Source organism: Caldovatus aquaticus, from assembly GCF_019458025.1.
Classification (GTDB): Bacteria; Pseudomonadota; Alphaproteobacteria; order Acetobacterales; family Acetobacteraceae; genus Caldovatus; species Caldovatus aquaticus.
In genome coordinates, this window is the sequence record NZ_JAHZUY010000057.1 from 1 (window position 1) to 23,009 (window position 23,009).

The window sequence follows — 23,009 nt, forward strand, 5'->3', positions numbered from 1 at the left end:
GCCGGGGACCGGCCCCGGCCGGGCCGCGGGCGGGTCCGGCGTGGCGGCGCCGTTCCGGCCCGGGCAGCCGCAGGGCCTGCGCGAGCCGCCCGCACCGGGCGGCGTTCCTCCGGCGGGATTCGATCGGCGTGGCGCCGGCCCGCTGCCGGGCGCCTTCAAGCCCGCCGCGCCGGAGGCAGGCGGCCCCGCCGCCCGGCCCGGCGGTGCCGCCGGCTTCGGCGACGTTCCGGGGAGCGGCGCTTGGCCAGTCCCCGCGGATCCCGGCGGCCGGGCGAGGCTCGGCGGCGCGACCCCGGGCGTCGCCCCCGGTGGTGGAGGCCCCGCCTCCGCCGCACCTCCGGCAGTGCTTCCGCCGGGCGGAGCGGCCGGCGCCGCCGGGCGCCCGCCTTCCGCGGACGGACGCGCCTTCGCGCCCCGGGCGGCGCCCGGCCCGCCGCTGTGGGGACCGGAGCCCCGCGCCGCGATGCCGCGCCGCGAGGGCGCGGACGGCGGCGCCTTCACGGCCGCTCCCGGACCTCCCATGCCCGCCCCGAGAACCGTGCCTGGCACGGCGACAGGCGGAATCGGTCGGCCGTTCCCGGGAGGGGGCGGAGGCTTCGCGCCGCCGCCCTCCGTTCCGGCATCGCGGCCGCCGCCCGGCAGGGACGCCGCGCCATGGCCTCCTCCCGGCGGTGGAGCGGCCAGGCCCATGCCACCGCCCGCGCCAAGCGGCGGCGGCCGGGAAGGCTTCGCGCCCAGGCCACAGCCGCCGCCCCCGCCCCACCTCGCCGCTCCGCCGCCGCGCAGCCCGCCGCCCGCACCGCCGCGCCTGGCTGCGCCGCCGCCCTCCGCGCCCGCCGCCGCGCCGCCCCGCCAGGCGCCGCCACACCAGCAACGCGATCCGCGCCAGCAACGATAGGGCCGTCCGCGGTCGGCCCTACCGCTCCGGCACCCAGATCTCCAGCGTCCGCGCCGGAGGAGCGGCGGGGAGGCCGTGGAAGTCCTGCGCCACCCAGCCGCGGCCGAGCTGGGCCGCAAGCCCGGCAGCGATGGGCGCGTCGTCGGCATGGTAGTAGCGCACCGGGCGCACCGCGGGCACCGCCGCGGCCGGACGGAACCCGGCCACCTCGAGGCCCGCCTCGTGCAGTGCCGCCGCAAGCTCGGCCGCGGCGTGTTCGGCCAGGGGCGAGCCGGCGCGATAGTGCACGAAGATCCGCAGCGCGTTCGGCTCCGCGGCGGCCAGCGCACCCTCCGCGCGCCGGGCGGCGGCCGCGGCGGGCGCCGCTTCGCGCCGCAGTGTCTCGGTGCTGGCGAGCAGCGCCGCGCGCTGGCGCTCCAGTGCCGCGAGCCGCGCGCGCTCCGCGGCGACCGCCGCGCGCAGCCGCGCCAGCTCGGCGCTCAGTTCCGGCGCGCCTGCCGCCGCGAGGTCGGCGCCAGGCAGCGTCGCGGTCCCGCGGGCGTCCCCCCGGGCCGAGGAGTCCGAGCGCCGCGTTTCCGGCCTGGGACGCCGCATCACCGGAAGGCGGCCGGGACGGGGCCGGGACCGCCGGGATCGGCGCCTCCGCGCCGGCGAGCACGGCGCGGCGCGCCAGGCGGCGCCGGCCATGATCGGCCGCGGCGCGCCCCCCGGCGCGCCGGCTCCCCCGCAGGGCGGCAGCCCACCCGTCGCGCCGCGGCCGCGCCGGGAGCCGCCCCGCGCGCGCCCCGGCGCCATTCCGCCGGTCCGGCGCCTCCCCCGTGCCCGCCTGCGGATCGGAGGATGGGATCGTCGCGCTGCGCTCGTCCTGATCCATCGCTGGCAGACCTCCCCTCCCCGGCCTCCGCCTCGCCCTCCGGCTCCCAGGGAGCGAGGCCGGCCGCAGCCGAGCGGCAGGCCCCCTCCCGCGCTCGGCACCGGGCCGCTGCACGCCTGCAACGCTGCAGCGCGCCCGGAGTCGCGTGCGTCGTGGCCGCGGCGGGGGATGGCAGGAGAGGCGCCGGCCGCCGCCCGCCGGCGACGGGAGCGGCCGGCGCCGGATCAGGCGGCCGCGTCGGCGCGGGCGCTCGCGGCACCGGCGGCCGGGGCGGCCGCCTGCGTGCCGAAGACGGCAGCCGCAGCGGCGAGCAGCGCGGCGCGGTCGTAAGGCTTGCCGAGGAGGGGGAAGGCGGCGGCGCCGGCGTCCTCCTCCCGGGCCGTCGCCTCGCCGACATAGCCCGAGGCGAGGAGCACGGCGAGCGCGGGGCGCAGGCGTCGCGCCGCCTCCGCCAGCTCGACGCCGGAGAGGCCGCCCGGCATCACGACATCCGTGAACAGGAGGTCGAGCGCCGCGCCGCCCTCGAGCAGGGCGAGCGCCGCGCGTCCGTCGGGCGCCTCGCGCACCTGCCAGCCGGCCTCGCGGAAGGTCTCGGCCGCCATCTCGCGGACCGCGGGGTCGTCCTCGACCACCAGCACGCTCCGCATGCCGGGGGCAGCCAGGCCCTCGGCGGAGGCGCCGGCCGGCGTCGGCGCAGCCGGCGGGTCGGGGACCGCCGGCGCGTCCGCAGCGTCGGCTTCCGGCAGGCGCAGGAGGACGGTCGTGCCCTGGCCCGGGGCGCTGTCGATCGTCACGTCGCCACCGAGCTGGCGGACCACGCCATAGACCTGGCTCAGCCCCAGGCCGGTGCCCTTGCCGACCGGCTTGGTGGTGAAGAAGGGCTCGAAGGCGCGCGCGCGCGCCTCGGGCGACATGCCGGCGCCGGTGTCGCTGACGGCGATCCCGATCTGGCCCTCGCCGGGCCGGGCGGCCGGGAGGGCGCGGAAGGTGCGGAGCGTGACCAGCCCGCCCTCGGGCGGCAGGGCGTCGCGGGCGTTGATGACGAGGTTGAGCAGCGCCGCCTCGAGCTGCGCCGCATCCGCCATGCAGCGCGGCAGGCCGGCGCCGAGCTCGAGGCGAAGCTCCACCGCCTCGCCGAGGGCGCGGCGCAGCAGCGGCAGCATGGCCCCGATCAGCGCATTGGCGTCGAGCGGTTCGGCGCGCAGCGCCTGGCGGCGGGAGAAGGCGAGCAGGCTCGCGGTCAGGCGGCTGCCGCGCTCGACCGCGTCGCGGGCGGTGGCGAGCAGGCGGCGCGTGCGGGCATCGAGCAGCGGCTGGGATTCGCCGCCGGGGCCGGGGACCGCGGCCTCCGGCATCTGGCGCTCCAGATGGCGCTCGAGCAGCTGCAGGCTGCCCAGGATGGCGGTGAGGAGGTTGTTGAAGTCGTGCGCCACGCCGCCGGTGAGCCGGCCCACCGCCTCCAGCCGCTGCGCCGCGCGCAGCTCCTCCTCGGCGGCCTCGCGGCGGGCGATCTCGGCGCGCAGCTCGGCGGCGGAGCGGGCCAGTTCGGCCAGGGCCCGCTGCTCCGCCTGCCACCGCCGCGCCGCCAGCAGCGTCGCGGCGCCGAGCACCAGCGCGGCCAGCAGGGCCAGCGCGCCGCTGAGGGCCACGTGCCGCAGCCAGGCGGCGCGCACCGCCTCGAGCGAAAGCGCATGGAAGACGTAGAGCGGATGCTCGCCGACCCGGCGGAACCCCACCAGCCGGCGGCCGCCGTCGAGCGCCGGGTCGGCGACGACGACGCCGCGCTCGCGCCCATCCGCGATGGCGCGCATCAGCGCGGCGTCCGGCGGCAGGCGCGTCGCGAGCGCGGGCGGCGGCGGCAGCCGCGCGAGCAGCATGCCGTCCGCGCGCACCAGGCCGAAATGCGCGTCCGCTCCCGCCACGAGCGTGGTCCAGTAGCGCTCGAAGTACGCCGGCATGACCGAACCGAGCACGACGCCGTCGAACCGCCCGTCGGGCGCGGTGCGGGCGCGGCTCATGGTGAAGCTTGGCCGGCCGGTGCTTCGCCCGATGATCGGCTCGCCGAACAGCAGCCCCCGTTCGCCGGCCATGTGGCGCTGGAAGTACGCGCGTTCGCTCAGATCCACCGCCGGTGCGGGATAGGCGACGCTGATGGCGGCGAGCCGGCCGTCGGGACGGATCAGGTGGAGGGCGCTGATCTGCTCGATGTGCGCCTCGAGCGCCTGCAGGGCCTCGTGGATCTCCCGCTCGCGGGCGGCGATCTCCTCCCAGCCGAGGCCCCGGATGCTGTCCTCGATGCGGTCGAGGACGAGGGTGTTGGTCTCGATGACCTTGAGGGCGTGCTCCTGCGCGATGGCGGCGGTGCGGTCCACCGATCCGGCCGCCTCGTCGTGCAGGCGGACATGCTCCCGCCACGCCGCGACGGCGAAGGCGAGGGCCGGAACCAGCAGGGCGGCCAGGAGCAGCAGGCGCAACGGAAAGGCGGGCCGCGGCGCCGGCTCCAGAGGGGCACGCACCGACTGACGCATCGCCTCACCTCCCCCTGTGCGGATGCGCGGCGCCAAGCATCGCACGCGCGAGAGGGAGCCGCAATCAAGGCGGTTCCGTGCCGGACCGCGGGCGCACGGCGAACCCGCGGGTCCGGTGCAGGGGATCGCTCACCCCAGGGCGTATTCGGCCTCGATCGCATAGACCGCCTGTTCCTTCCCCAACCGCGAGGAGAACAGGCAGAACCGGTCCACCACCACCGGTGCCGCGCGGAACAGGTTGTTGCCTTGCACGAAGGCAGCGAGCTTCTCCGCCGCCGTCACCTTCTCGCAGCGCGCCAGCGTCACGTGCGGGGAGAAGCGGCGCCGCTCCGGCTCCAGTCCCACCCGCTGCAGTGCGGTCTCGACCTTGCCCTGCAGGTGGATCAGGCCCTCGGTCTTCTCCACGCCGACCCAAAGCGTCTGCACCCGCCCCGCCTTCTCGAAGGTTCCGATGCCGCGCAGCCGAAGCTCCAGCGGCCGCGCGCGGATTGCGGAGAGCGCGTCGTCGATCTCCTGCGCGCGCCAGGATTCGACCTCGCCGATGAAGCGCAGCGTCAGGTGGTAGTTCTCCGGCGGCACCCAGCGCGCGCCGGGGATGCCTCCGGCCAGGCCGGCAAGCTGCGTCCGGACCGCCTCCGGCAGGGCGAGCCCCACGAACAGCCGCATGACCGGATGCTCCCCGCAATCGTGCCGACGGCCCTGTCGCGCCCGGAGCGGAGAAGAGCCCGTGCCGCGGCGCCCCCGCCGTGGTGCCTCCGCGCCCGCTCCCGGTCAACCGCCGCCCCGGCTGGGAGGCGGCGCCGGCCGCCGGACCGCGCGTGGCGCCGCGCCGCGGCGCGCGGCCGCGTCACCGCCCGCGGCCCCGCCCGGCGCGATCGAGCAGCGTCTCGACCGCCGGCAGCATCCGCCGCACGATCTCCTCGACGCCGCGGGGATTGGGGTGGATGCCGTCCGGCTGGTTGAGCGCGGGATCGCCGGCGACGCCCTCCAGCAGGAAAGGGTAGAAGACCACCTCGGACCGTTCGCGCGCGAGACGCCGATAGGCTTCGGCGAATTCGCGCCCGTAGTCCGGGCCGAGATTGGGGGGAGCGTACATGCCGGCGAGCAGCGCCGGGACGCCGCGCCGCCCCAGCCCGTCGAGGATCGCCGCGAGGTTCGCGTGGAGCTCCCCGGCCGGCAGCCCGCGCAGCCCGTCGTTCGCGCCGAGCGCGACGATCGCCGCCGCCGGGGCGTCCTCCGGCAGCGCCGCCAGCGCCCAGTCGAGCCGCGCCCGGCCGCCCGCCGCGGTGTCGCCGGAGACGCCGGCATTGACCACCCGCACCGCCCGGCCGCGGGCGCGCAGCGCCGCCTCGAGCCGCGCCGGCAGGGATTGCGCCGCGGGCAGGCCGTAGCCGGCGGTGAGCGAATCGCCCAGCATCAGCAGCCGGACCTCCTCCCCGTCCCCGGCCGCCGTCCCCAGGGTGCGGGCCGCCCCCGCCCGCGCCAGCAACAATCCGCAACCGGCGCCCAGGTGGCGCAGCGCCGCCCGGCGGCCATATCCTGTGCTCATTCCCGCAATCCCCGCCGCCATGGACGCCCCCGTTCCGGAGAGCCGCTCCGCCGCCCCGTTGCGCCCCCCGCCCGCCGGGGCCGCCGCCGGCCCTTCCGGTCCGGGCGCGGCGCCCCCGCCGCTGGTCGAGGCCGCGGGGCTCGCCTTCACCGTCCCCACCGCCTCCGGTCCGGTCAACATCCTGCGCGGGGTGGACCTCCGGATCGCGCCGGGAGAGGCGGTGGGCATCGTCGGGCCGTCGGGTTCGGGCAAGACCTCCCTCCTGATGCTGCTGGCCGGGCTGGAGCGGCCCACGGGCGGCAGGCTGCGCGTCGCGGGCCACGACCTCGCGGCGATGGACGAGGACGCGCTGGCGCGGTTCCGCCGCGACCACGTCGGCATCGTCTTCCAGGCCTTCCACCTGATCCCGACCATGACGGCGCTGGAGAACGTCGCCGTGCCGCTGGAATTCGCCGGGCGGCGGGACGCCTTCGCCCGCGCCGAGGCGGCCCTGGCCGCGGTCGGGCTCGGGCACCGGCTCGGGCATTATCCGGGACAGCTCTCGGGCGGCGAGCAACAGCGCGTGGCGCTGGCGCGCGCCGTGGTCGCCGGGCCGCGCCTGCTCCTGGCGGACGAGCCGACGGGCAATCTCGACCGCGCCACGGGCGCGCAGGTGATGGCGCTGCTGTTCGACCTGCGCGCGCGCCTCGGCACCACGCTGCTGCTGGTCACGCACGATCCGGCGCTCGCCGCCTGCTGCGCGCGGCGGGTGCACATGGAGGACGGGCGGATCGTCGCCGACGACGGCGGCGACGCGGCGGCGTCCGCCGCCGGCGCGGCGGTCCCGGCGGCATGAGGCGCGGCGCCGCCGCCCTCGTCCTCGCCCTGCGCCTCGCCCGCCGCGAGCTGCGCGGCGGCGCGCGGGGCCTGCGGCTCGTGCTCGCCTGCCTCGCGCTCGGCGTCGCGGCCATCGCCGCGGTCGGCACGCTGCGCGCCGCGACCGAGGCGGGGCTCGCCGCCGACGGCGCGCGCCTCCTCGGCGGCGATGTCGAGATCGCCGTCAGCCACCGCCCGATCCCGGAGGCGGCGCGCGACTGGCTCCGCGCCCGCGGCGCCGCCGTCTCCGAGGTGGTGGAGATGCGCGCCATGGCGATCGCGCCCGGCTCCGGCGCACGCGCGCTGGTCGCGCTGAAGGCGGTGGATTCCGCCTATCCCCTCTACGGCGCCCTGCGGCTCGACCCGCCCGGTCCGCCGCCGGGTCCCGGCGAGGTGGCGGTGGAAGCCGCGGTGGCGGAGCGCCTCGGCGGCCTTGGGCCCGGCGACCGGGTGCGGATCGGCGAGGCCACCCTCGTCCTGCGCGGCGTGGTCGCGCAGGAGCCGGACCGTGTGGCGGGGCCCGCCCTGTTCGGCCCGCGCGCGCTGATCGCCCTCGAGACGCTGGCGGCGACGCGGCTGGTCCAGCCGGGCAGCCAGCTTCGCTACGCCTACCGCCTGCGCCTGCCGCCCGCGGCCGACCGGGCGGCCTTCGTGCAGGCGCTGCGCGCCGCCTTCCCCGACGGCGGCTGGCGGGTGCGCACCGCGGACGCCGCGGCGCCGGGCGTGAACCGGTTCGTGGACCGGGCGGCCTCCTTCCTGACGCTCGCCGGGCTGACCGCGCTGCTGGTCGGCGGGATCGGCGTGGCGACGGGGGTGCGCGCCTGGCTCGACCAGCGGGCGCGCAGCATCGCCACGCTGCGCTGCCTCGGCGCGCCGGCAGGGGCGATCTTCGCGGCCTGCCTCGCGCAGGTGCTGGCGCTGGCGGGGCTCGGGATCGCGATCGGGCTGGCCGCCGGCGTGGCGCTCAGCGGGCTGGCGGCGCAGCTGCTCGCGGGCGTCCTGCCGGTGCCGCCGCGGCTCGGCCTCTACCCCGGGCCGCTCGCCCTGGCCGCGCTCTACGGCCTGCTCGCCGCGCTCGCCTTCGCGCTCTGGCCGCTCGGACGGGCGCAGCGGATCCCCGGAGCGGCGCTGTTCCGCGACGTGGTCGCGCCGGCAGGGCGCTGGCCCGGGGCCGCGGTCGCCGCGGCGGTCGCCTGCGCCGCCCTGGCGCTGGCCGCGCTGGTGGTGGCGACGGCCGAGAACCGGCGCCTCGCCCTCTGGTTCTGCCTCGCGGCGGCGGCGACGCTGCTGCTGTTCCGGCTCGGCGCCTGGGCGCTGATGGCGGCGGCGCGGCGGGCGCGGCACCTGCGCCGGCCGGCGTTGCGCCTCGGCCTTGCCAACCTGCACCGGCCCGGCGCGCCGACGCCGCTGGTGCTGGTCTCGCTCGGCGCGGGCCTGACGACGCTCGCCGCGATCGCGCTGATCGAGGGCAATCTGCGCCGCCAGATCGCGGAGCAATTGCCCGGATCGGCGCCCAATTTCTTCTTCATCGACATCCAGCCCGACCAGGCGGCGCGCTTCGACGCGCTGGCCGCCGCCCAGCCCGGCGTGGCGGAGGTGCAGCGCGTCCCGAACCTGCGCGCCCGCATCGTCGCGGTGAACGGCGTTCCGGCCGAGCAGGTCCAGGCCAGCGAGGACACCGCCTGGGCGCTGCGCGGCGACCGCGGCCTGACCTACGCCGCCCGTCCGCCGGAGGGCACGCGCCTCGTCGCCGGGCAGTGGTGGCCGGAGGACTACCGCGGCCCGCCGCTCGTCTCCCTCGACGCCAGCCTGGCGCGCGGCTGGGGTGTCGGCGTGGGGGACACGATCACGGTGAACGTGCTCGGCCGCGACGTCCCGCTGCGCATCGCGAGCCTGCGCGACGTGGAGTACCGGACGCTCGGCATCAACTACGCCCTGGTCGCCTCGCCCGGGCTGCTGGAGGCGGCGCCCCACACCCACATCGCCACGGTGCGCGGCGCCGCGGCAACCGAGGACGCGGTGCTGCGCGCCATCACCGACGCCTTTCCCAACGTCTCCGGCATCCGCGTGCGCGACGCGCTGGAGGCGGTGGCGGAGCTGCTCGGCCGGATCGGCCTGGCGCTGAGGGCGACCGGCTCGATCACGCTGCTGGCCGGGGCCCTGGTGCTGGCCGGGGCGGTGGCGGCAGGGCAGCGCCGGCGGGTGCGCGATGCCGTGGTGCTCAAGACGGTCGGCGCGACCCGGGCGCAGATCCGCGCCGCCTTCCTGGTGGAGTTCGGGCTGCTCGGCCTGGCCGCGGGGGTGCTGGCGGCGCTCGCCGGCGCCGCCGCTTCCTGGGCCGTGGTGACGTTCCTGATGCGGGCGGAGTGGGTGTTCCTGCCCGGCACCCTGGCCGCGACGGTGGCGGGCTGCGTGGTGCTGACGCTCGTTTTCGGCCATGCCGGCACCGCGCTCGCCCTGCGCGCCCGGCCGGCCCCGTGGCTCCGCAACGAGTGACCGGGCGCACGGCGCGGCGCGTGCCGGCCGCCGCGGCGACAGCGGCGGCACGGACCGCCGCGGAGGGGGCGGCGGGGCGTGCGCCGGCGGCCGCCGATGCAAGCCGCAGGGGCCCTCCCTAGATTGCAGGCGCGGGGGCGTGCCGAGGCGCGCCGTCGCCCGGGTGCAGGGATGGGGAGACGGGCAATGCCCCGGCATCCGCCGGGCGCGCGGGAATCCGATTGAACCGGATGAACTTTTCTCCATATATCTGCCCTGCGGGGATCCCCCCTGGGAGGAGTTTCAGGACCTATGGCCCTTCGTCCCGACTATCGGTACCAGACGGGTGCAACGGCAGGCTGGGGCCGCGTGGCGACCGCCGATGCGGCCGCCGTGGATGCCGGTCTCCGGGCGTACATGCTCCGGGTCTACAACTGGATGGCCTCGGGGCTGGCGCTGACCGGCATCGTGGCGCTGCTGATCGCCAGCAGCCCCGAGCTCCAGGCGCTGTTCTGGCAGCGCGTGGTCACGCCGCGCGGTGTCGCCGTCTCGCCGACGCTGCTCGGCTGGGCCGCGATGCTCTCGCCGCTGGCCTTCGTGCTGGTGCTGAGCTTCGGCATCAACCGGCTGTCGAAGACCGCGGCGCAGACGCTGTTCTGGCTGTTCGCCGCCGCGATGGGGGCGAGCCTCAGCAACATCTTCCTGCGCTACACGGGCGAGTCGATCGCCAGCACCTTCTTCATCACCGCCGGCATGTTCGCGGGGGTGAGCCTCTACGGCTACACCACCAAGGCCGACCTGACGCGGATGGGCAGCTTCCTGATGATGGGGCTGATCGGCCTCATCCTCGCGATGCTGGTCAACATGTTCCTGGCCTCGCCGGGGCTGCACTTCGCGATCAGCGTGATCGGCGTGCTCGTGTTCGTCGGCCTCACGGCCTACGACACGCAGCGCATCAAGGCCGACTACCTCGAGTTCGCCTATGCCGAGGGCCTGGACGGGGCGGCGAAGCGCAGCGTGTACGACGCGCTCGCGCTCTACCTGAACTTCATCAACCTGTTCACCTTCCTGCTGCAGTTCCTCGGCGTGCGGCAGAACAGCGAATGACCCTGGCCGGTTCCGGCCCTTCGGCCGGAGCCTGCGGAAGCCATAAGGGGCCCCGGGACCGTGTCCCGGGGCCCTGCCTGTTTCCGGAGCGTGCGGCGCCGGTCGCGGCCCGAGCCCGCGGCCGGCCTGCCGCCGCCGGAGGATGAGCGGCAGCCAGACCCATGCCCCATGGCGACGACCACGGCCATCGTCACGCCTCGCCGTCGGAGCACGGCTTCGCCCTCGGCATCGGGCTGAACCTCGGCTACGTGCTCGTCGAGGCGGCCGCCGGGCTGTGGGCCGGTTCGCTGACGCTGCTCGCCGATGCGGGACACAACCTTTCCGACGTGCTCGGCCTGGCGCTTGCCTGGGCCGCGGCCCGGCTGGCGCGGCGCGCGCCGACCCCGCGCCGCAGCTATGGCTGGCGGCGCGCCTCCATCCTTGCGGCGCTGGCGAACGCGATGCTGCTGCTGGTCGCCGTCGGCGCCATCGGGCTCGAGGCGATCGGGCGGCTGCGCGACCCCGCGCCGGTGGCGACCGGTCCTATGCTCTGGGTGGCGGCGGCGGGCGTCGTGGTCAACGGCGGGACCGCGCTGCTCTTCCTGCGAGGCCGACAGCACGACCTGAACCGTCGCGGCGCCTTCCTGCACATGGTCGCCGACGCCGGCGTGACGCTCGGGGTGATCGCCACCGCGCTGCTGATCGGCGCGACCGGCTGGGCCTGGCTCGACCCGGCGGTGGCGCTGGCGATCGCGGCCGCGATCCTGGCCGGGACCTGGTCGCTGCTGCGGGAGTCCATGAACCTCGCGATGGACGCCGTGCCGCGCGGCATCGACCCGGCCGAGGTGGAGGCGTGGCTGGCCGCGCTGCCCGGCGTCGCCTCGGTGCATGACCTGCACATATGGGCGATGAGCACGACCGAGACGGCGCTGACGGCCCATCTCGTCTGCCCGGCGGCCGGCCCGCCGGACGACGCCTTCCTGGCCGAGGCGGCCCGGGGCCTGCGCGCGCGCTTCGGCATCGGGCATGCCACGCTCCAGGTGGAGCGTGGCGACGCCGCCCATCCCTGCGCCCTGGCCCCGCGCGAGGTGGTGTAGCGCCCGGCGGGGCCGACGGCGCGGCGTCCCGCCGCTCAGCCCGCCTTCAGGTACCTCTGCAGCTTCTCCGCCGCGGTGGCCTTGTCCGTCCGGTCGATCGCGGCGAGCTCGGCGGCGAGGCGATCCAGCGCCTGCTCGTAGATCTGCCGCTCGCTGAAGGACTGGTCCGGCTGGCCGGCGTTGCGGTGCAGGTCGCGCACGACCTCGGCGATCGCGACCGGGTCGCCGGAGTTGATCTTCGCCTCGTACTCCTGCGCGCGGCGCGACCACATGGTGCGCTTGACCCGCGCGCGGCCGCGGAGCGTCTCCAGCGCCTCGTTCATCGCCTCGGGCGAGGCGAGCTTGCGCAGGCCGGCGGAGGCGGCCTTCTCGACCGGGACCTTCAGCGTCATCCGGTTCTCGTCGAAGGTCACCACGATCATGCGCAGCGTCATGCCGGCGGCCTCGACGGTCTCGATGCCCTGCACCGTGCCGACGCCGTGGGTCGGATAGACGACGTGGTCGCCCGGCTTGAATTCCTCGACCGCCTTGGCCGGCTGCGGCTGCGTCGGCCTGGGGGGCGGGGCGGCGACCGCCCCCGCCGCCCCAACGCCGCCCGCGGCTGGCCCCGGCGGAGCGGGCGCGCTCGACGGGGCGCCGGCGGCCTCCTGCGGCGGCACCGCGGCGGTTGGCACAGCCGGTCGCGCCGGGGCGGGCGTCTCGGCCGGCCGTCGGGCCGGGGCGGAAGCGGGGGCGGGGGCGGGGGCAGGCGCCGCCACGGAGGGCGCGGTGACGGACGGCGCGGTCAGGGCTGCCCCGGGGACCATTTCCGGCCCGGCGCTGGCAGCCGGCGGGGCCACGCCGATCCCACGGGCGACGGGACCGCCGCCGGCCGGCTTCGTGCCCGCGGCGCGCGCCGCTCGGGGGACGGCCGGGGCGGGCTTGGCCGCCGGCTTCGCCGGGGCCTTCGCCTGCACCTTCGCCGACAGTTTCGCCGCCGTCTTGGTCGCGGTCCTGGCCGCGGGCTTGGTCTGGGCCTTCCGCGCCGGCCGGGCCGCCGCCCCACGAGAGGGCGGCGCCGCGCGCTTCGTCGGCCGTGTCGTCTTCGTCGTCTTGGGCACTGGCTTCGGCTTGGTATTCCTGATCGTCTTGGTGGCCGGCGCCCCTCCCGCCCGGCGCTTCGCGGTCGTGGCGGCCGCAGGCCGGGATTTCAGCGCGGCGGAGAGGTCGGCGCGCGGCTTGCCGGCCGCCGCGGCGCCCCCGGAATCGCGCGCCGCGCCGGCCGCGGCGCGCTGGCGCACCTTCACCGCCGACCGCAACGCCGCGATGGGCTTCGCAGACCGTCCCTTCGTTAGGGCGCTCCTGCCCTCCGCATCCACGGGCCCGCCTGTCGGCCGTTTCCTGGGGTTGGTGTTGTCGTTCTTCGCCCGGGCGGATGCCTTCATGAGCGAGCCATCTCCTCCGCACTGCGCGCAGCGCGCCAATCCCGCGGCCGGGCGACCGCGCCCGCAACCGGCATCCGGCGCCCACGGCACGCGTGCGGCCCTCTCCTTACCCTCCGCCTCGCGATGCCTTGCCCCCTGGGACCGGTGTGGCCGCCTTGCAGCGCCGCCCGGGCACCTGTTCAGCCCGTTCGCTGGGGCTTCCTCCTCCTCGCCTCGCCGTTCGCTGGGCACATGACCATGGCGCCTCCCGCTCGGCGGGAGAATGCCATATTATTTAAATAATAGCAGAAAATGGAGCGGCCGTCACCCCCCGGCCCTCACCGCCCGAGGCGAGTCTCCGGCCGGTACGGAGACCGCAGGATCGCGCCCGCCATGCGACCCAGCGCGCGGCGAGGCCGCCCCGCCGCCCCCGCCCCCTGCGGTCATCCGGTCGCCGGATTGGGGCTGAACAGCGCCTTCTTGCCCGGCTTGCCGTTCCACTCGTCGGCATCGGGCGGCGGCTCGCCCTTGCGCGTGATGTTCGGCCACTGCGCGGCGTAGGTGCGGTTGATCTCCAGCCACTCGGCGGCCCGCTCGTCGCTGTCCGGAACGATCGCCTCGGCGGGGCACTCCGGCTCGCACACTCCGCAATCAATGCACTCGTCCGGATGGATCACGAGCATGTTCTCGCCGGCATAGAAGCAGTCGACGGGACACACCTCGACGCAATCCATGTACTTGCACTTGATGCAATTCTCGATGACGACGTAGGTCACGGTCCCGGAATCTCCTGCGGGCGCCATTTCCCATGGGCGGACGGCGCGGCACGGCTTGGCGCCAGACGGCGCGGCCGCGGCCCATGCGGCGATGGCCGCCGCACGGAAGCGGGCGCCCGCGAGAAATGGACCGGGGCCGCTCCGCTGGCAAGGCGTCGCCGGCGCGGGGCCGGGGCGCACCCCCGCGGGGCGCCTCGCGCGTGCGCGCGCGCACGTGCGCCGGGCGCCGGCGGCGCGGCGCGGATCAGGCGAAGATCTCGCCCAGGGCGCGGATGGTGTGCAGGGCCCGCTCCTGCGGCAGGCCGGGCCAGTGGACGCGCAGGATGAAGTGGTCCACGCCGAGCGCCTCGCGGTAGCGCGCGATCTCCTCCCGCACCGACGCCTTGTCGCCGATCAGGAAGCGGTCGCGCACGAACTGCTCGAAGGGCATGCCGAAGCTCCGCTCGTCGTTCGCCTGCCGTCCCACCCCCCAGGCGGCGTAGGCGCTGTATTTGTAGTGCAGCGCGGCGCGGCACTCCTCGAAGGCGGTGGCGTGCGAGGTGCCGATGTAGCACTCGCGGGTCAGCGGCCGTTCGCGCGGGGTGCGGCCCGCCGCCGCCAGCTCCTCGCGGTAGATCCGCACCTGCTCGGCGGCGGTGGCGAGCGTGATGGTGTTGACGATCAGCCAGGCGTCGCCGAGCCGGGCCGCCCGCCGCACCGCGGGCTCGGCCATGGCGGCGACGTAGATCGGCGGGCCGCCGGTCTGCACCGGCCGGGCGCTGAGGCTCGCCTCCTCCACCGTGTAGAAGCGGCCGCGGTGGGTCACCCGCTCCTCGGCGAACAGGCGGCGGATCAGGCCGACGCTCTCGGCGAAGCGCGGGGCGCGCTCGCGCAGCGGCACGCCGAAGGCGGTGAACTCCGCCGCGCGGTAGCCGAGGCCGACGCCGAGCACGTAGCGCCCGCCCGAGAGCAGGTCGAGGGTCGCCGCCTCCTCCGCCACCTGGACCGGGTTGAGCAGGGGCAGGATGCGGATGTTGCACCCCACCGTCATGCCCTCCGCCTCGCGCAGCAGCCAGGCGAGCAGCGGCACCGGCTGCGGCATCTGCACCGGACCGATCAGGTAGTGGTCGGGGAGCCAGAGCGAGGCGAAGCCGGACTGCCGCGCGGTGCGCACCTGCTCGGCGAGTTCGGGCAGGCGGGCGGCGAGGACGTCGCCCTCGGGGAACTGGGTGTTGAGGAACAGGCCGAGCTTCATCGCGTCTCCCTCCGCCGCGCGGCCGGCGCGCCCCGGGGCCCGCGGCGCACCCGCGCCGCCGCGCGGGCGCCGCTCATCGGCCGGCGCGCGGGGACGGGCCCGGGGCGCGCGCGGCCGGCGGGCCGCCCCGCCCTCACTCCGCCCGCAGCGCCGCCCCCGCCGCGAGCGGCGCGAGCGGGGCGGCGAGCGACAGCCCGGCGCCGAGCAGCAGCAGGAAGGGGGTCGGGGAGAGCGCCGCGGCGGCCGCCTCGATCGCCGCGGCGCCGAAGATCACGGCGGGGATGGCGAGCGGCAGCACCAGCAGCGGCAGCAGCACGCCGCCGTGCCGCGCGCCCAGGGTGAGCGCGGCGCCGGCGGTGCCGAGCAGCGACAGGATCGCCGTCGCCAGGGCGAGCGCCCCGAGGGCGGCCGGCCAGGCCGCGCCGGGCAGGGCGAGCAGCGCCGCCGCGGCCGGCGTCGCGGCGAGCAGCGGCAGCCCCGTGGTCAGCCAGTGCCCGAGCGCCTTCGCCGCGGCGATGCCGGCGGGCGGCAGGCCGCTCAGCAGCAGCTGGTCGAGCGAGCCGTCCTCGGCATCGGCGCCGAACAGCCGGTCGAGCGGCAGCAGCGCGGCGAGCAGCGCGGCCGCGAGCAGCGCCCCCGGGGCGAGGCGGGCGAGCGTCTCCGGCGCCGGCCCGACCCCGAAGGGAAAGAGGGCGCAGACGAGGACGAAGAACAGCACCGCCGCCAGCGTGTCGGCGGGATGGCGCAGGGCGAGGCGCAGCTCGCGCGCGAGGATCGCGCGGAAGGCGGCGGGGGCGCCCGTCATGCGCCTCTCCCCGGCGCGCCGCCGATGGCCGCCGCCGGCGGCGTCACAGCCGCAGCTCCGCGGCATCGGGCAGCGGCAGCGGCAGGTGCGTCGCCGCCACCACCAGCCCGCCCTGCGCGCGATGCCGCTCGAGCAGCCGCGCCAGCCGGGCGACGGAGGCGGCATCGAGGCCCGTGGTCGGCTCGTCGAGCAGCCACAGCGCGGCGCCGCCGGCCCCCGGCGGCGCGCCGAGCGCGAGCCGCGCCAGGGCGAGCCGCCGGCGCTGCCCGGCCGAGAGCATCCGCGCCGGCAGCCCGGCGAGCGGGGCAAGGCCCATCGCCTCGAGCGCCGGCGCCGTCCCGCCGCCCCAGAGGCGGGCGTAGAAGGCGAGGTTCTCGCGCACCGTGAGCCCCGGCTTGAGCCCGTCCTGGTGGCCGACGTAGCGCAGCCTGCGCGCATGCGCGGCGCGGTCGGCGGCGATGTCCTCGCCCCGCCACAGCACCTGGCCCGCGGCGGCCGGCAGCAGCCCGGCGAGCACGCGCAGCAGGGTGGACTTCCCGGCGCCGTTCGGGCCGGTGACGAGCAGCGCGCCGCCCGCCTCCAGGCGGAAGGAGAGGCCGGCGAAGACCGCCCCCCGCTCGCCCCGCACGCAGGCCAGCTCCCGCGCCTCCAGCATCCGCCCTCCCCCTTCCGGCCCCCGGTGCCGGCCCGCCCGCCGATGGACCGCCCCGCCGCGCCATGCTTTAACCCGCGGGCCCCGCGTCCCGTAGGGGGCGCGCAGCGCGACCGACGACCGACCAGCGAGGTTTTCCGACCATGCGGATGATCGGGCAGGACAGCCTGAAGACCCGCCGCACCCTGACGGTGGACGGCAAGGAATACCACTACTTCAGCCTGCCCGAGGCGGGGCGCGCGCTCGGCGCGGACCTCTCCCGCCTGCCGCACAGCCTCAAGGTGCTGCTCGAGAACGTGCTGCGCTTCGAGGACGGGCGCTCCTACACCGTGGACGACGCCCGCGCCATCGCCGAGTGGCTGAACGGCGCGCATTCCGAGAAGGAGGTGCCGTTCCGCCCGGCGCGCATCCTGATGCAGGACTTCACCGGCGTGCCCGCGGTCGTGGACCTCGCCGCGATGCGCGACGGCATCATCAAGCTCGGCGGCGACCCGCGCCGGGTCAACCCGCTGGTGCCGGTGGACCTCGTCATCGACCACTCGGTGATGGTGGACGTCAGCGGGCGGCCGGACGCGCTGCAGCGCAACGTCGAGCTCGAGTTCGAGCGCAACCGGGAGCGCTACGAGTTCCTGCGCTGGGGCCAGAGCGCCTTCGCCAATTTCCGCGTCGTGCCGCCGGGGACCGGCATCTGCCACCAGGTGAACCTCGAGTTCCTCGCCCAGGTGGTCTGGACCGCGCAGGAGGGCGGCGTGAGCTACGCCTACCCGGATTCCTGCTACGGCACCGACAGCCACACGACGATGGTCAACGGCCTCGGCGTGCTCGGCTGGGGCGTCGGCGGCATCGAGGCCGAGGCGGCGATGCTCGGCCAGCCGATCGCCATGCTGATCCCGGACGTGATCGGCTTCCGCCTGACCGGGAAGCTGCGCGAGGGCGTCACCGCGACCGACCTCGTGCTCACCGTGACGCAGATGCTGCGCAGGAAGGGCGTGGTCGGGAAGTTCGTGGAGTTCTTCGGCAGCGGGCTCGACGACCTCCCCCTCGCCGACCGGGCGACGATCGGCAACATGGCGCCCGAATACGGCGCGACCTGCGGCTTCTTCCCCGTGGACCGGGTCACGCTCGACTACCTGCGCCTGACCGGGCGCGAGGAGCACCGGGTGCGCCTGGTCGAGGCCTACGCCAAGGCGCAGGGCCTGTGGCGCGAGTCCGGGGCGCCCGATCCGGTGTTCACCGACGTGCTGGAGCTCGACCTCGCCACCGTCGAGCCCTCGCTCGCCGGGCCGAAGCGGCCGCAGGACCGGGTGGCGCTCGGCAGCGTCGCCGCCTCCTTCGCCAAGGACCTCGCCGCCGGGACGATGGGCGTGCCGGGCGACGAGGCCGGCAAGCGGGTGCCGGTCGCGGGGACGAACTACGACCTCGGCCATGGCGACGTGGTGATCGCCGCCATCACCTCCTGCACCAACACCTCCAACCCGAGCGTGCTGGTCGCCGCGGGGCTGCTGGCGAAGAAGGCGAACGAGAAGGGCCTCCGCCCCAAGCCCTGGGTCAAGACCTCGCTCGCCCCGGGCAGCCAGGTGGTGACCGACTACCTCGAGGCCGCCGGGCTGCAGAAGGAGCTCGACGCGATCGGCTACAACACCGTGGGCTACGGCTGCACGACCTGCATCGGCAACTCCGGGCCGCTGCCCGAGCCGATCGTCGAGGCGATCGAGAACAACAAGCTGGTCGCCGCCGCCGTGCTCTCCGGCAACCGCAACTTCGAGGGGCGCGTGCATCCCAACGTGCGCGCGAACTACCTCGCCTCGCCGCCGCTCGTCGTCGCCTACGCGCTGGCGGGGACGGTGACCAGGGACCTGACGCGGGAGCCGCTCGGCACCGGCCGCGACGGGCAGCCGGTGTTCCTCAAGGACGTCTGGCCGTCGCAGCGGGAGGTGAACGACACCGTCCGCTCCGTGCTGACGCGCGAGATGTTCCAGAAGCGCTACGCCGACGTGTTCAAGGGCCCGCCGCAGTGGCAGGCGATCAGCGTCGCGGCGGAGAGCGACACCTACCGCTGGAACGCGGGCTCCACCTACGTGCAGAACCCGCCCTACTTCGAGGGGATGACGCTGGAGCCGAAGCCGGTCGAGTCGATCCGCGGCGCGCGGGTGCTCGCCGTGCTCGGCGATTCGATCACCACCGACCACATCTCGCCGGCGGGCTCGATCCGGCGGAACTCGCCGGCGGGCGAGTACCTGCTGCAGCACCAGGTGCGGCAGGCCGACTTCAACAGCTACGGCGCGCGCCGCGGCAACCATGAAGTCATGATGCGGGGCACCTTCGCCAACATCCGCATCCGCAACGAGATGGTGCCGGGCGTGGAGGGCGGCTACACTAGGCACCTGCCGTCGGGCGAGGTGATGCCGATCTACGACGCGGCGATGCGCTACAAGCGCGAGGGCGTGCCGCTGGTGGTGATCGCCGGCAAGGAGTACGGCACCGGCTCCTCGCGCGACTGGGCGGCGAAGGGGACCTTCCTGCTCGGCGTCAAGGCGGTGATCGTCGAGAGCTTCGAGCGCATCCACCGCTCGAACCTGGTCGGGATGGGCGTGCTGCCGCTGACCTTCAAGCCGGGCGAGGACCGCAGGAGCCTCGGCATCACCGGCGAGGAGGTGATCGACGTGCTCGGGATCGAGAACCTCAGGCCGCGGATGATGCTGGAGCTGGTGATCCACCGCCCCGACGGCAGCACGCACCGCACCGAGGTGCTCTGCCGCGTGGATACTGCGGACGAGGTCGAGTACTACAAGAACGGCGGCATCCTGCACTACGTGCTGCGCGGGATGGCGAAGGCGGCCTGAGCGCGCGGCGCTGCCGGTTCCGGGGGCGCGGCCCGCGGGGGCCGCGCCCCTTCGCGCGCCGGCGGAGGGCCCCGCGGGACTCCACGGCCTCCCGTGCGGAGCCCGGGGTCACGGCGCGGCGGAGAGGGGGGCAGGGCCCGCGCCGAGGACGGCCCTGAGCCGCCACGCCGCCGGCACCGCCGCCGCGCACAGCCCCGCCATGGCCCAGAACGCCGCTCCGCCGAACGCCGCGTAGAGCGGCCCGCTCGCCAGCGTCAGCGCCCCGCTCGCCAGCCCGACACCGAGGCTCGCGTGCAGCGTCTGCGCGGTGGCCGCGAGCGGCGGCGGCACCACGCGCATCAGCACGCGCATCGCGGCGAGGTGCTGCGCGCCGAAGGTCGCGGCATGCAGGAGCTGCGCCGCGGCGAGCGCGGGCAGCGCCGTCGTCTCCGCCGTCACCGCCCAGCGCAGCGCGCCCGCCCCGGCGGCGAGCAGCGACAGCCCGACCGGCCCCAGGCGGTCCGCAAGCCGCCGCCCCCACAGGAACAGCACCACCTCCGCCGCCACCCCCTCGGCCCAGAGCAGGCCGATCGCCGTCGCCGAATGCCCCGCCGCCGCCCAGTGGATCGAGCCGAAGCCGTAATAGAGCGCGTGGCTGCCCTGGATCAGCGCGGAGAGCGCCAGCAGCAGCCGGAACGCCGGCAGGCGCAGCGCGGCGCGGAAGCCGCCGCCCGCATCCCGCAGGCGCGGCGCCGGGCCCGCCGCCGGCGCCGGCAGCCGCGCCGCGAGCAGCGCGGTGGCGGCGAGCGCCGCCGCGTACAGCCACACCACCGCGACCAGCCCGAGGCGCTCCGCCACCCCTCCGGCCAGCGCCGACGCGAGGATGAAGCTCAGCGACCCCGCCGCGCGGACCCGCCCGTAGTCGAACCGGGCGCCCTCGCGCCGCGCGGCGGCGAGCGCCAGCGAGTCGGTCAGCGGAATGACCGGGGCGACGGCCGCGCTGTGCGCGACGCCCACCAGCAGCAGCGCCACGAAGCCGCCCGCCAGGCCGAAGCCGCAGGCGGCAACGGCCGCCGCGGCCGCACCCGCGGCCAGCACCGCCCGCGCCTCCCCCAGCGCGTCCGCCGCGCGTCCGCCGAGCGGCCCCGCCACCAGCCGCACCGCCGCCCCGGCCGCCAGCACCGCGGCCACCTCGGCGGCCGCGAGGCCCGCCTCCGCCAGCACCGGCGGCAGGAAGGGCAGCATCACGCCCACGCCGAAGAACTGCGCGGCATACAGGGCGGCGAAGCGGGCGGCGGTGGATCTCACGGGGGCGGAACGGCGCGGCGGCGGCGGGCGCCCCGAGCCTGCCGGAGGCGGCGCGCGGTTGCAAAACCCCGCGCGCCACGTCAGACAATGCGCCTCCGCCCCCCACGGACCACGCCCGCGCATGTTCCAACCACGGGTCCGCGCCGTCCTCGGCCCGACCAACACGGGCAAGACGCATCTCGCCATCACGCGTCTGCTCGCCCACGCCTCCGGCGTCATCGGCTTCCCGCTGCGCCTGCTCGCGCGCGAGAACTACGACCGCATGGTGGCGGCGAAGGGCGAGCGCCACGTCGCGCTGATCACCGGCGAGGAGAAGATCGTCCCGCCCGGTGCGCGCTGGTTCTCCTGCACCGTCGAGGCGATGCCGCTCGACCGGCAGGTCGAGTTCCTCGCGGTGGACGAGATCCAGCTCTGCGCCGATCCCGACCGCGGCCACGTCTTCACCGACCGGCTGCTGCACGCGCGCGGCCTGGTCGAGACGATGTTCCTCGGCGCCGAGACCATCGCGCCCCTGATGCGCCGCCTCGTCCCGCAGGCGGAGATCGAGACCCGCCCGCGCCTCTCGCAGCTCACCTACGCCGGGCCGGCGAAGCTGACGCGCCTGCCGCCGCGCTCGGCCGTGGTCGCCTTCTCGGCCGGCGAGGTCTACGCGATCGCGGAGGCGATCCGGCGCCGCCGCGGCGGCTGCGCGGTGGTGATGGGCCGCCTCAGCCCGCGCACCCGCAACGCCCAGGTCGCGCTGTACCAGAACCGCGAGGTGGACTTCCTGGTCGCGACCGACGCGATCGGCATGGGCCTGAACATGGACGTGGACCATGTGGCCTTCGCCTCGCTCGTCAAGTTCGACGGGCGGCAGAACCGCCAGCTCACCCCGCAGGAGCTGGCGCAGATCGCCGGCCGCGCCGGGCGCGGCATGCGCGACGGCACCTTCGGCACCACCGCCGACTGCCCGGCCCTGCCCGACGACGTGGCGGACAAGATCGAGCGGCACAGCTTCGAGCCGCTGACCGCGCTCGCCTGGCGCAACTCCGATCTCGACTTCTCCGGCCTCGATCCCCTGCTCGCCAGCCTGATCGCCCTGCCGCCGCAGCCGGGCCTGACGCGCGGCAACGACGCCACCGACTTCCTCGTCCTCTCCGCCCTCGCCCGCGATCCGGTGGTGCGCGACCTCGCCAAGGGGCGCGAGCGCGTGCGCCTGCTGTGGGAGGCGTGCCAGATCCCGGACTACCGCAAGCTCGCCGACGACAGCCACACCGCGCTGTGCGGGCGGGTGTTCGGGCATCTCGCGCTCGAGGGCCGGCTGCCCAGGGACTGGGTGGCGAACCAGATCGCCCAGCTCGACCGCACCGACGGCGACCTCGACACGCTGATGGCGCGGCTCGCCTCGATCCGGGTGTGGACCTACATCGCCTCGCGCGCCGACTGGGTGCCGGATGCGGCGCATTTCCAGGCCGAGGCGCGGCGGGTCGAGGACGCGCTGTCGGACGCGCTGCACGAGGCGCTGACCGCGCGCTTCGTGGACCGCCGCGCCGCCCACCTGATGCGCCGCCTCGACGAGACGGAGGAGGAGCTGCTCTCCGCCGTCACCCGCCGCGGCGAGGTGGTGGTGGAAGGCCACGCCGTCGGCCATGTGCGCGGCTTCGAGTTCGAGCCCGCGCTCGGCAGCGGCGACGAGGACGAGAAGCGCGTCGTGCTGCGCGCCGCCCGCCGCGCGCTGCGCGACGAGATCCCGCGCCGCGTCACCGCCCTCGAGCAGTCGAAGGACCACGCCTTCGGCCTGCGGCCCGACCACACCGTCACCTGGACCTACAGCCCGGCGCTCAACGCCCCGCCCGGCCTCGGCGACACCGCCCCGGTGGCGCGGCTCCGGCCGGGGCCGGAGCCGCTGAAGCCGCAGGTCGAGGTGCTGCCCTCGGAGTTCCTCGACGGCACCCAGCGCGAGCGCATCCGCGCCCGCATCGCCGCCTGGCTCGAGGGGCTGATCAGGCGGGAGCTCGGCACGCTCGAGGCGGTGGAGAAGAAGGCGGAGGAGGACGGCGCGCTGCGCGGCCCGGCCTTCCGCCTGCGCGAATCGCTCGGCCTGGTGCCCGGCGCGACCGAGGGGCTGGTGCCGCCGGAGCTGCGCCCGCGCCTCAAGGCGATCGGCGTGCGGGCCGGCCGCTTCGCGCTCTACCTGCCGGAGGCGCTGCGGCCGCGGGCGATGGCGCTGCGCGGGCAGCTCTGGGCGCTGTCCCAGGGGATCGAGACGCCGCCGCTGCCGCCGCCCGGCCTGGTTTCGATCGCCGCCCCGCCGGCCGAGGGCGCGCCGCCGCCGGGCAGCCCGACCGCGCTCGTCGCCGCCTGGCCGCGGGGCTACGACGCGGTACTGGGCTGGATGCCCGCCGGCCCCGTGCTGCTGCGCCTCGACGTGGCGGAGCGGGTGGCGGCGGAGCTCGGCTATCTCACGCGCCGTGCCCCGGCGATGCTGCCGCCCGACCTCGCAAGCCGGCTCGGCGTGAAGGCGGAGCTGCTGCCGGCGGTGCTGGAGGCGCTGGGCTTCCGGCTGCTGCCGGGAGGCGAGCTGCCGGAGGGGCATTACGGCCCGCCGACGCCGCCGCGCGTCGGCCATCTGCCGCGGCCCCCGGCGCACGGGCGCGGCCAGCCGGCG

The 23,009-nt window shown here is 76.5% G+C and carries 17 protein-coding genes; 7 read left to right on the forward strand and 10 right to left on the reverse strand.

Annotation, left to right across the window (positions count from 1 at the left end; genetic code table 11):
• Positions 1-916: 916 nt before the first annotated feature.
• The 4 genes from K1J50_RS15395 to K1J50_RS15410 form a co-directional block, all read right to left on the reverse strand.
• Entirely contained in the window at positions 917-1,492 is a 576-nt protein-coding gene (locus K1J50_RS15395) for a hypothetical protein (RefSeq protein WP_220118650.1), read from the reverse strand.
• Positions 1,493-1,996: 504 nt separating this feature from the next.
• Positions 1,997-4,300, reverse strand: a complete 2,304-nt coding sequence (locus K1J50_RS15400) for a hybrid sensor histidine kinase/response regulator (RefSeq protein WP_220118651.1) — start codon at positions 4,298-4,300, stop codon at positions 1,997-1,999.
• Positions 4,301-4,429: 129 nt separating this feature from the next.
• Entirely contained in the window at positions 4,430-4,966 is a 537-nt protein-coding gene (gene thpR / locus K1J50_RS15405; protein ID WP_220118652.1) for an RNA 2',3'-cyclic phosphodiesterase, read from the reverse strand.
• 181 nt (positions 4,967-5,147) lie between these two features.
• The gene (locus tag K1J50_RS15410; protein ID WP_255575337.1) at positions 5,148-5,849 is read right to left on the reverse strand and encodes an arylesterase; all 702 of its coding nucleotides are present in this window, start codon (positions 5,847-5,849) and stop codon (positions 5,148-5,150) included.
• Between the two features lie 19 nt (positions 5,850-5,868).
• Here K1J50_RS15410 and K1J50_RS15415 point away from each other — a divergent pair, with 19 nt between their 5' ends.
• The 4 genes from K1J50_RS15415 (at position 5,869) to K1J50_RS15430 (ending at position 11,362) form a co-directional block, all read left to right on the forward strand.
• Complete coding sequence (locus K1J50_RS15415; RefSeq protein ID WP_220118654.1) at positions 5,869-6,684, forward strand: ABC transporter ATP-binding protein; 816 nt, start codon at positions 5,869-5,871, stop codon at positions 6,682-6,684.
• A complete protein-coding gene (locus K1J50_RS15420; RefSeq protein ID WP_220118655.1) occupies positions 6,681-9,200 on the forward strand; it encodes an ABC transporter permease in 2,520 nt (839 codons plus the stop codon). The genes K1J50_RS15415 and K1J50_RS15420 overlap by 4 nt, the downstream gene beginning before the upstream one ends.
• A 291-nt stretch (positions 9,201-9,491) precedes the next feature.
• On the forward strand, positions 9,492-10,286 hold the full coding sequence (locus K1J50_RS15425; protein WP_220118656.1) for a Bax inhibitor-1/YccA family protein: 795 nt from the start codon (positions 9,492-9,494) through the stop codon (positions 10,284-10,286).
• A gap of 161 nt (positions 10,287-10,447) precedes the next feature.
• Positions 10,448-11,362 carry a cation diffusion facilitator family transporter gene (locus K1J50_RS15430; protein WP_220118657.1) on the forward strand — a complete coding sequence of 305 codons (915 nt, stop codon included), beginning with the start codon at positions 10,448-10,450 and terminating at the stop codon, positions 11,360-11,362.
• Between the two features lie 35 nt (positions 11,363-11,397).
• On the opposite strand, the gene K1J50_RS15435 is transcribed toward K1J50_RS15430, so the two are convergent.
• On the reverse strand, positions 11,398-12,036 hold the full coding sequence (locus tag K1J50_RS15435) for a CarD family transcriptional regulator (RefSeq protein ID WP_369413622.1): 639 nt from the start codon (positions 12,034-12,036) through the stop codon (positions 11,398-11,400).
• A gap of 94 nt (positions 12,037-12,130) precedes the next feature.
• Between K1J50_RS15435 and K1J50_RS15440 the strand changes: the two genes are divergently transcribed.
• Positions 12,131-13,021, forward strand: coding sequence for a hypothetical protein (locus tag K1J50_RS15440; protein WP_220118666.1), 891 nt, complete (start codon positions 12,131-12,133; stop codon positions 13,019-13,021).
• Between the two features lie 187 nt (positions 13,022-13,208).
• Here K1J50_RS15440 and fdxA read toward each other — a convergent pair whose 3' ends face one another.
• From fdxA to ccmA, 4 genes are all read right to left on the reverse strand, one after another.
• Positions 13,209-13,541 carry a ferredoxin FdxA gene (fdxA, locus tag K1J50_RS15445; protein ID WP_220118665.1) on the reverse strand — a complete coding sequence of 111 codons (333 nt, stop codon included), beginning with the start codon at positions 13,539-13,541 and terminating at the stop codon, positions 13,209-13,211.
• A gap of 244 nt (positions 13,542-13,785) precedes the next feature.
• Positions 13,786-14,775 (reverse strand): LLM class flavin-dependent oxidoreductase, encoded by a 990-nt coding sequence (locus tag K1J50_RS15450; RefSeq protein ID WP_220118658.1) that lies wholly within the window; start codon positions 14,773-14,775, stop codon positions 13,786-13,788.
• 133 nt (positions 14,776-14,908) lie between these two features.
• Positions 14,909-15,580, reverse strand: a complete 672-nt coding sequence (ccmB, locus tag K1J50_RS15455; RefSeq protein WP_220118659.1) for a heme exporter protein CcmB — start codon at positions 15,578-15,580, stop codon at positions 14,909-14,911.
• A gap of 43 nt (positions 15,581-15,623) precedes the next feature.
• Entirely contained in the window at positions 15,624-16,235 is a 612-nt protein-coding gene (ccmA, locus tag K1J50_RS15460; protein WP_220118660.1) for a heme ABC exporter ATP-binding protein CcmA, read from the reverse strand.
• A gap of 140 nt (positions 16,236-16,375) precedes the next feature.
• Between ccmA and acnA the strand changes: the two genes are divergently transcribed.
• Positions 16,376-19,075 carry an aconitate hydratase AcnA gene (gene acnA / locus K1J50_RS15465; RefSeq protein ID WP_220118661.1) on the forward strand — a complete coding sequence of 900 codons (2,700 nt, stop codon included), beginning with the start codon at positions 16,376-16,378 and terminating at the stop codon, positions 19,073-19,075.
• 108 nt (positions 19,076-19,183) lie between these two features.
• Here acnA and K1J50_RS15470 read toward each other — a convergent pair whose 3' ends face one another.
• Entirely contained in the window at positions 19,184-20,362 is a 1,179-nt protein-coding gene (locus K1J50_RS15470; RefSeq protein WP_220118662.1) for an MFS transporter, read from the reverse strand.
• Positions 20,363-20,483: 121 nt separating this feature from the next.
• Here K1J50_RS15470 and K1J50_RS15475 point away from each other — a divergent pair.
• The coding region (locus K1J50_RS15475; protein ID WP_220118663.1) for a helicase-related protein at positions 20,484-23,009 on the forward strand (2,526 nt) is incomplete at its 3' end.

What these genes read in the sequence shown, in the direction of transcription:
- K1J50_RS15395 (WP_220118650.1), bottom strand. Translation starts at nt 1,492, where the DNA reads ATGCGGCGTCCCAGGCCGGAAACGCGGCGCTCGGACTCCTCGGCCCGG.
- K1J50_RS15400 (WP_220118651.1), bottom strand. Translation starts at nt 4,300, where the DNA reads ATGCGTCAGTCGGTGCGTGCCCCTCTGGAGCCGGCGCCGCGGCCCGCC.
- thpR (WP_220118652.1), bottom strand. Translation starts at nt 4,966, where the DNA reads ATGCGGCTGTTCGTGGGGCTCGCCCTGCCGGAGGCGGTCCGGACGCAG.
- K1J50_RS15410 (WP_255575337.1), bottom strand. Translation starts at nt 5,849, where the DNA reads ATGAGCACAGGATATGGCCGCCGGGCGGCGCTGCGCCACCTGGGCGCC.
- K1J50_RS15415 (WP_220118654.1), top strand. Translation starts at nt 5,869, where the DNA reads ATGGACGCCCCCGTTCCGGAGAGCCGCTCCGCCGCCCCGTTGCGCCCC.
- K1J50_RS15420 (WP_220118655.1), top strand. Translation starts at nt 6,681, where the DNA reads ATGAGGCGCGGCGCCGCCGCCCTCGTCCTCGCCCTGCGCCTCGCCCGC.
- K1J50_RS15425 (WP_220118656.1), top strand. Translation starts at nt 9,492, where the DNA reads ATGGCCCTTCGTCCCGACTATCGGTACCAGACGGGTGCAACGGCAGGC.
- K1J50_RS15430 (WP_220118657.1), top strand. Translation starts at nt 10,448, where the DNA reads ATGCCCCATGGCGACGACCACGGCCATCGTCACGCCTCGCCGTCGGAG.
- K1J50_RS15450 (WP_220118658.1), bottom strand. Translation starts at nt 14,775, where the DNA reads ATGAAGCTCGGCCTGTTCCTCAACACCCAGTTCCCCGAGGGCGACGTC.
- ccmB (WP_220118659.1), bottom strand. Translation starts at nt 15,580, where the DNA reads ATGACGGGCGCCCCCGCCGCCTTCCGCGCGATCCTCGCGCGCGAGCTG.
- ccmA (WP_220118660.1), bottom strand. Translation starts at nt 16,235, where the DNA reads ATGCTGGAGGCGCGGGAGCTGGCCTGCGTGCGGGGCGAGCGGGGGGCG.
- acnA (WP_220118661.1), top strand. Translation starts at nt 16,376, where the DNA reads ATGCGGATGATCGGGCAGGACAGCCTGAAGACCCGCCGCACCCTGACG.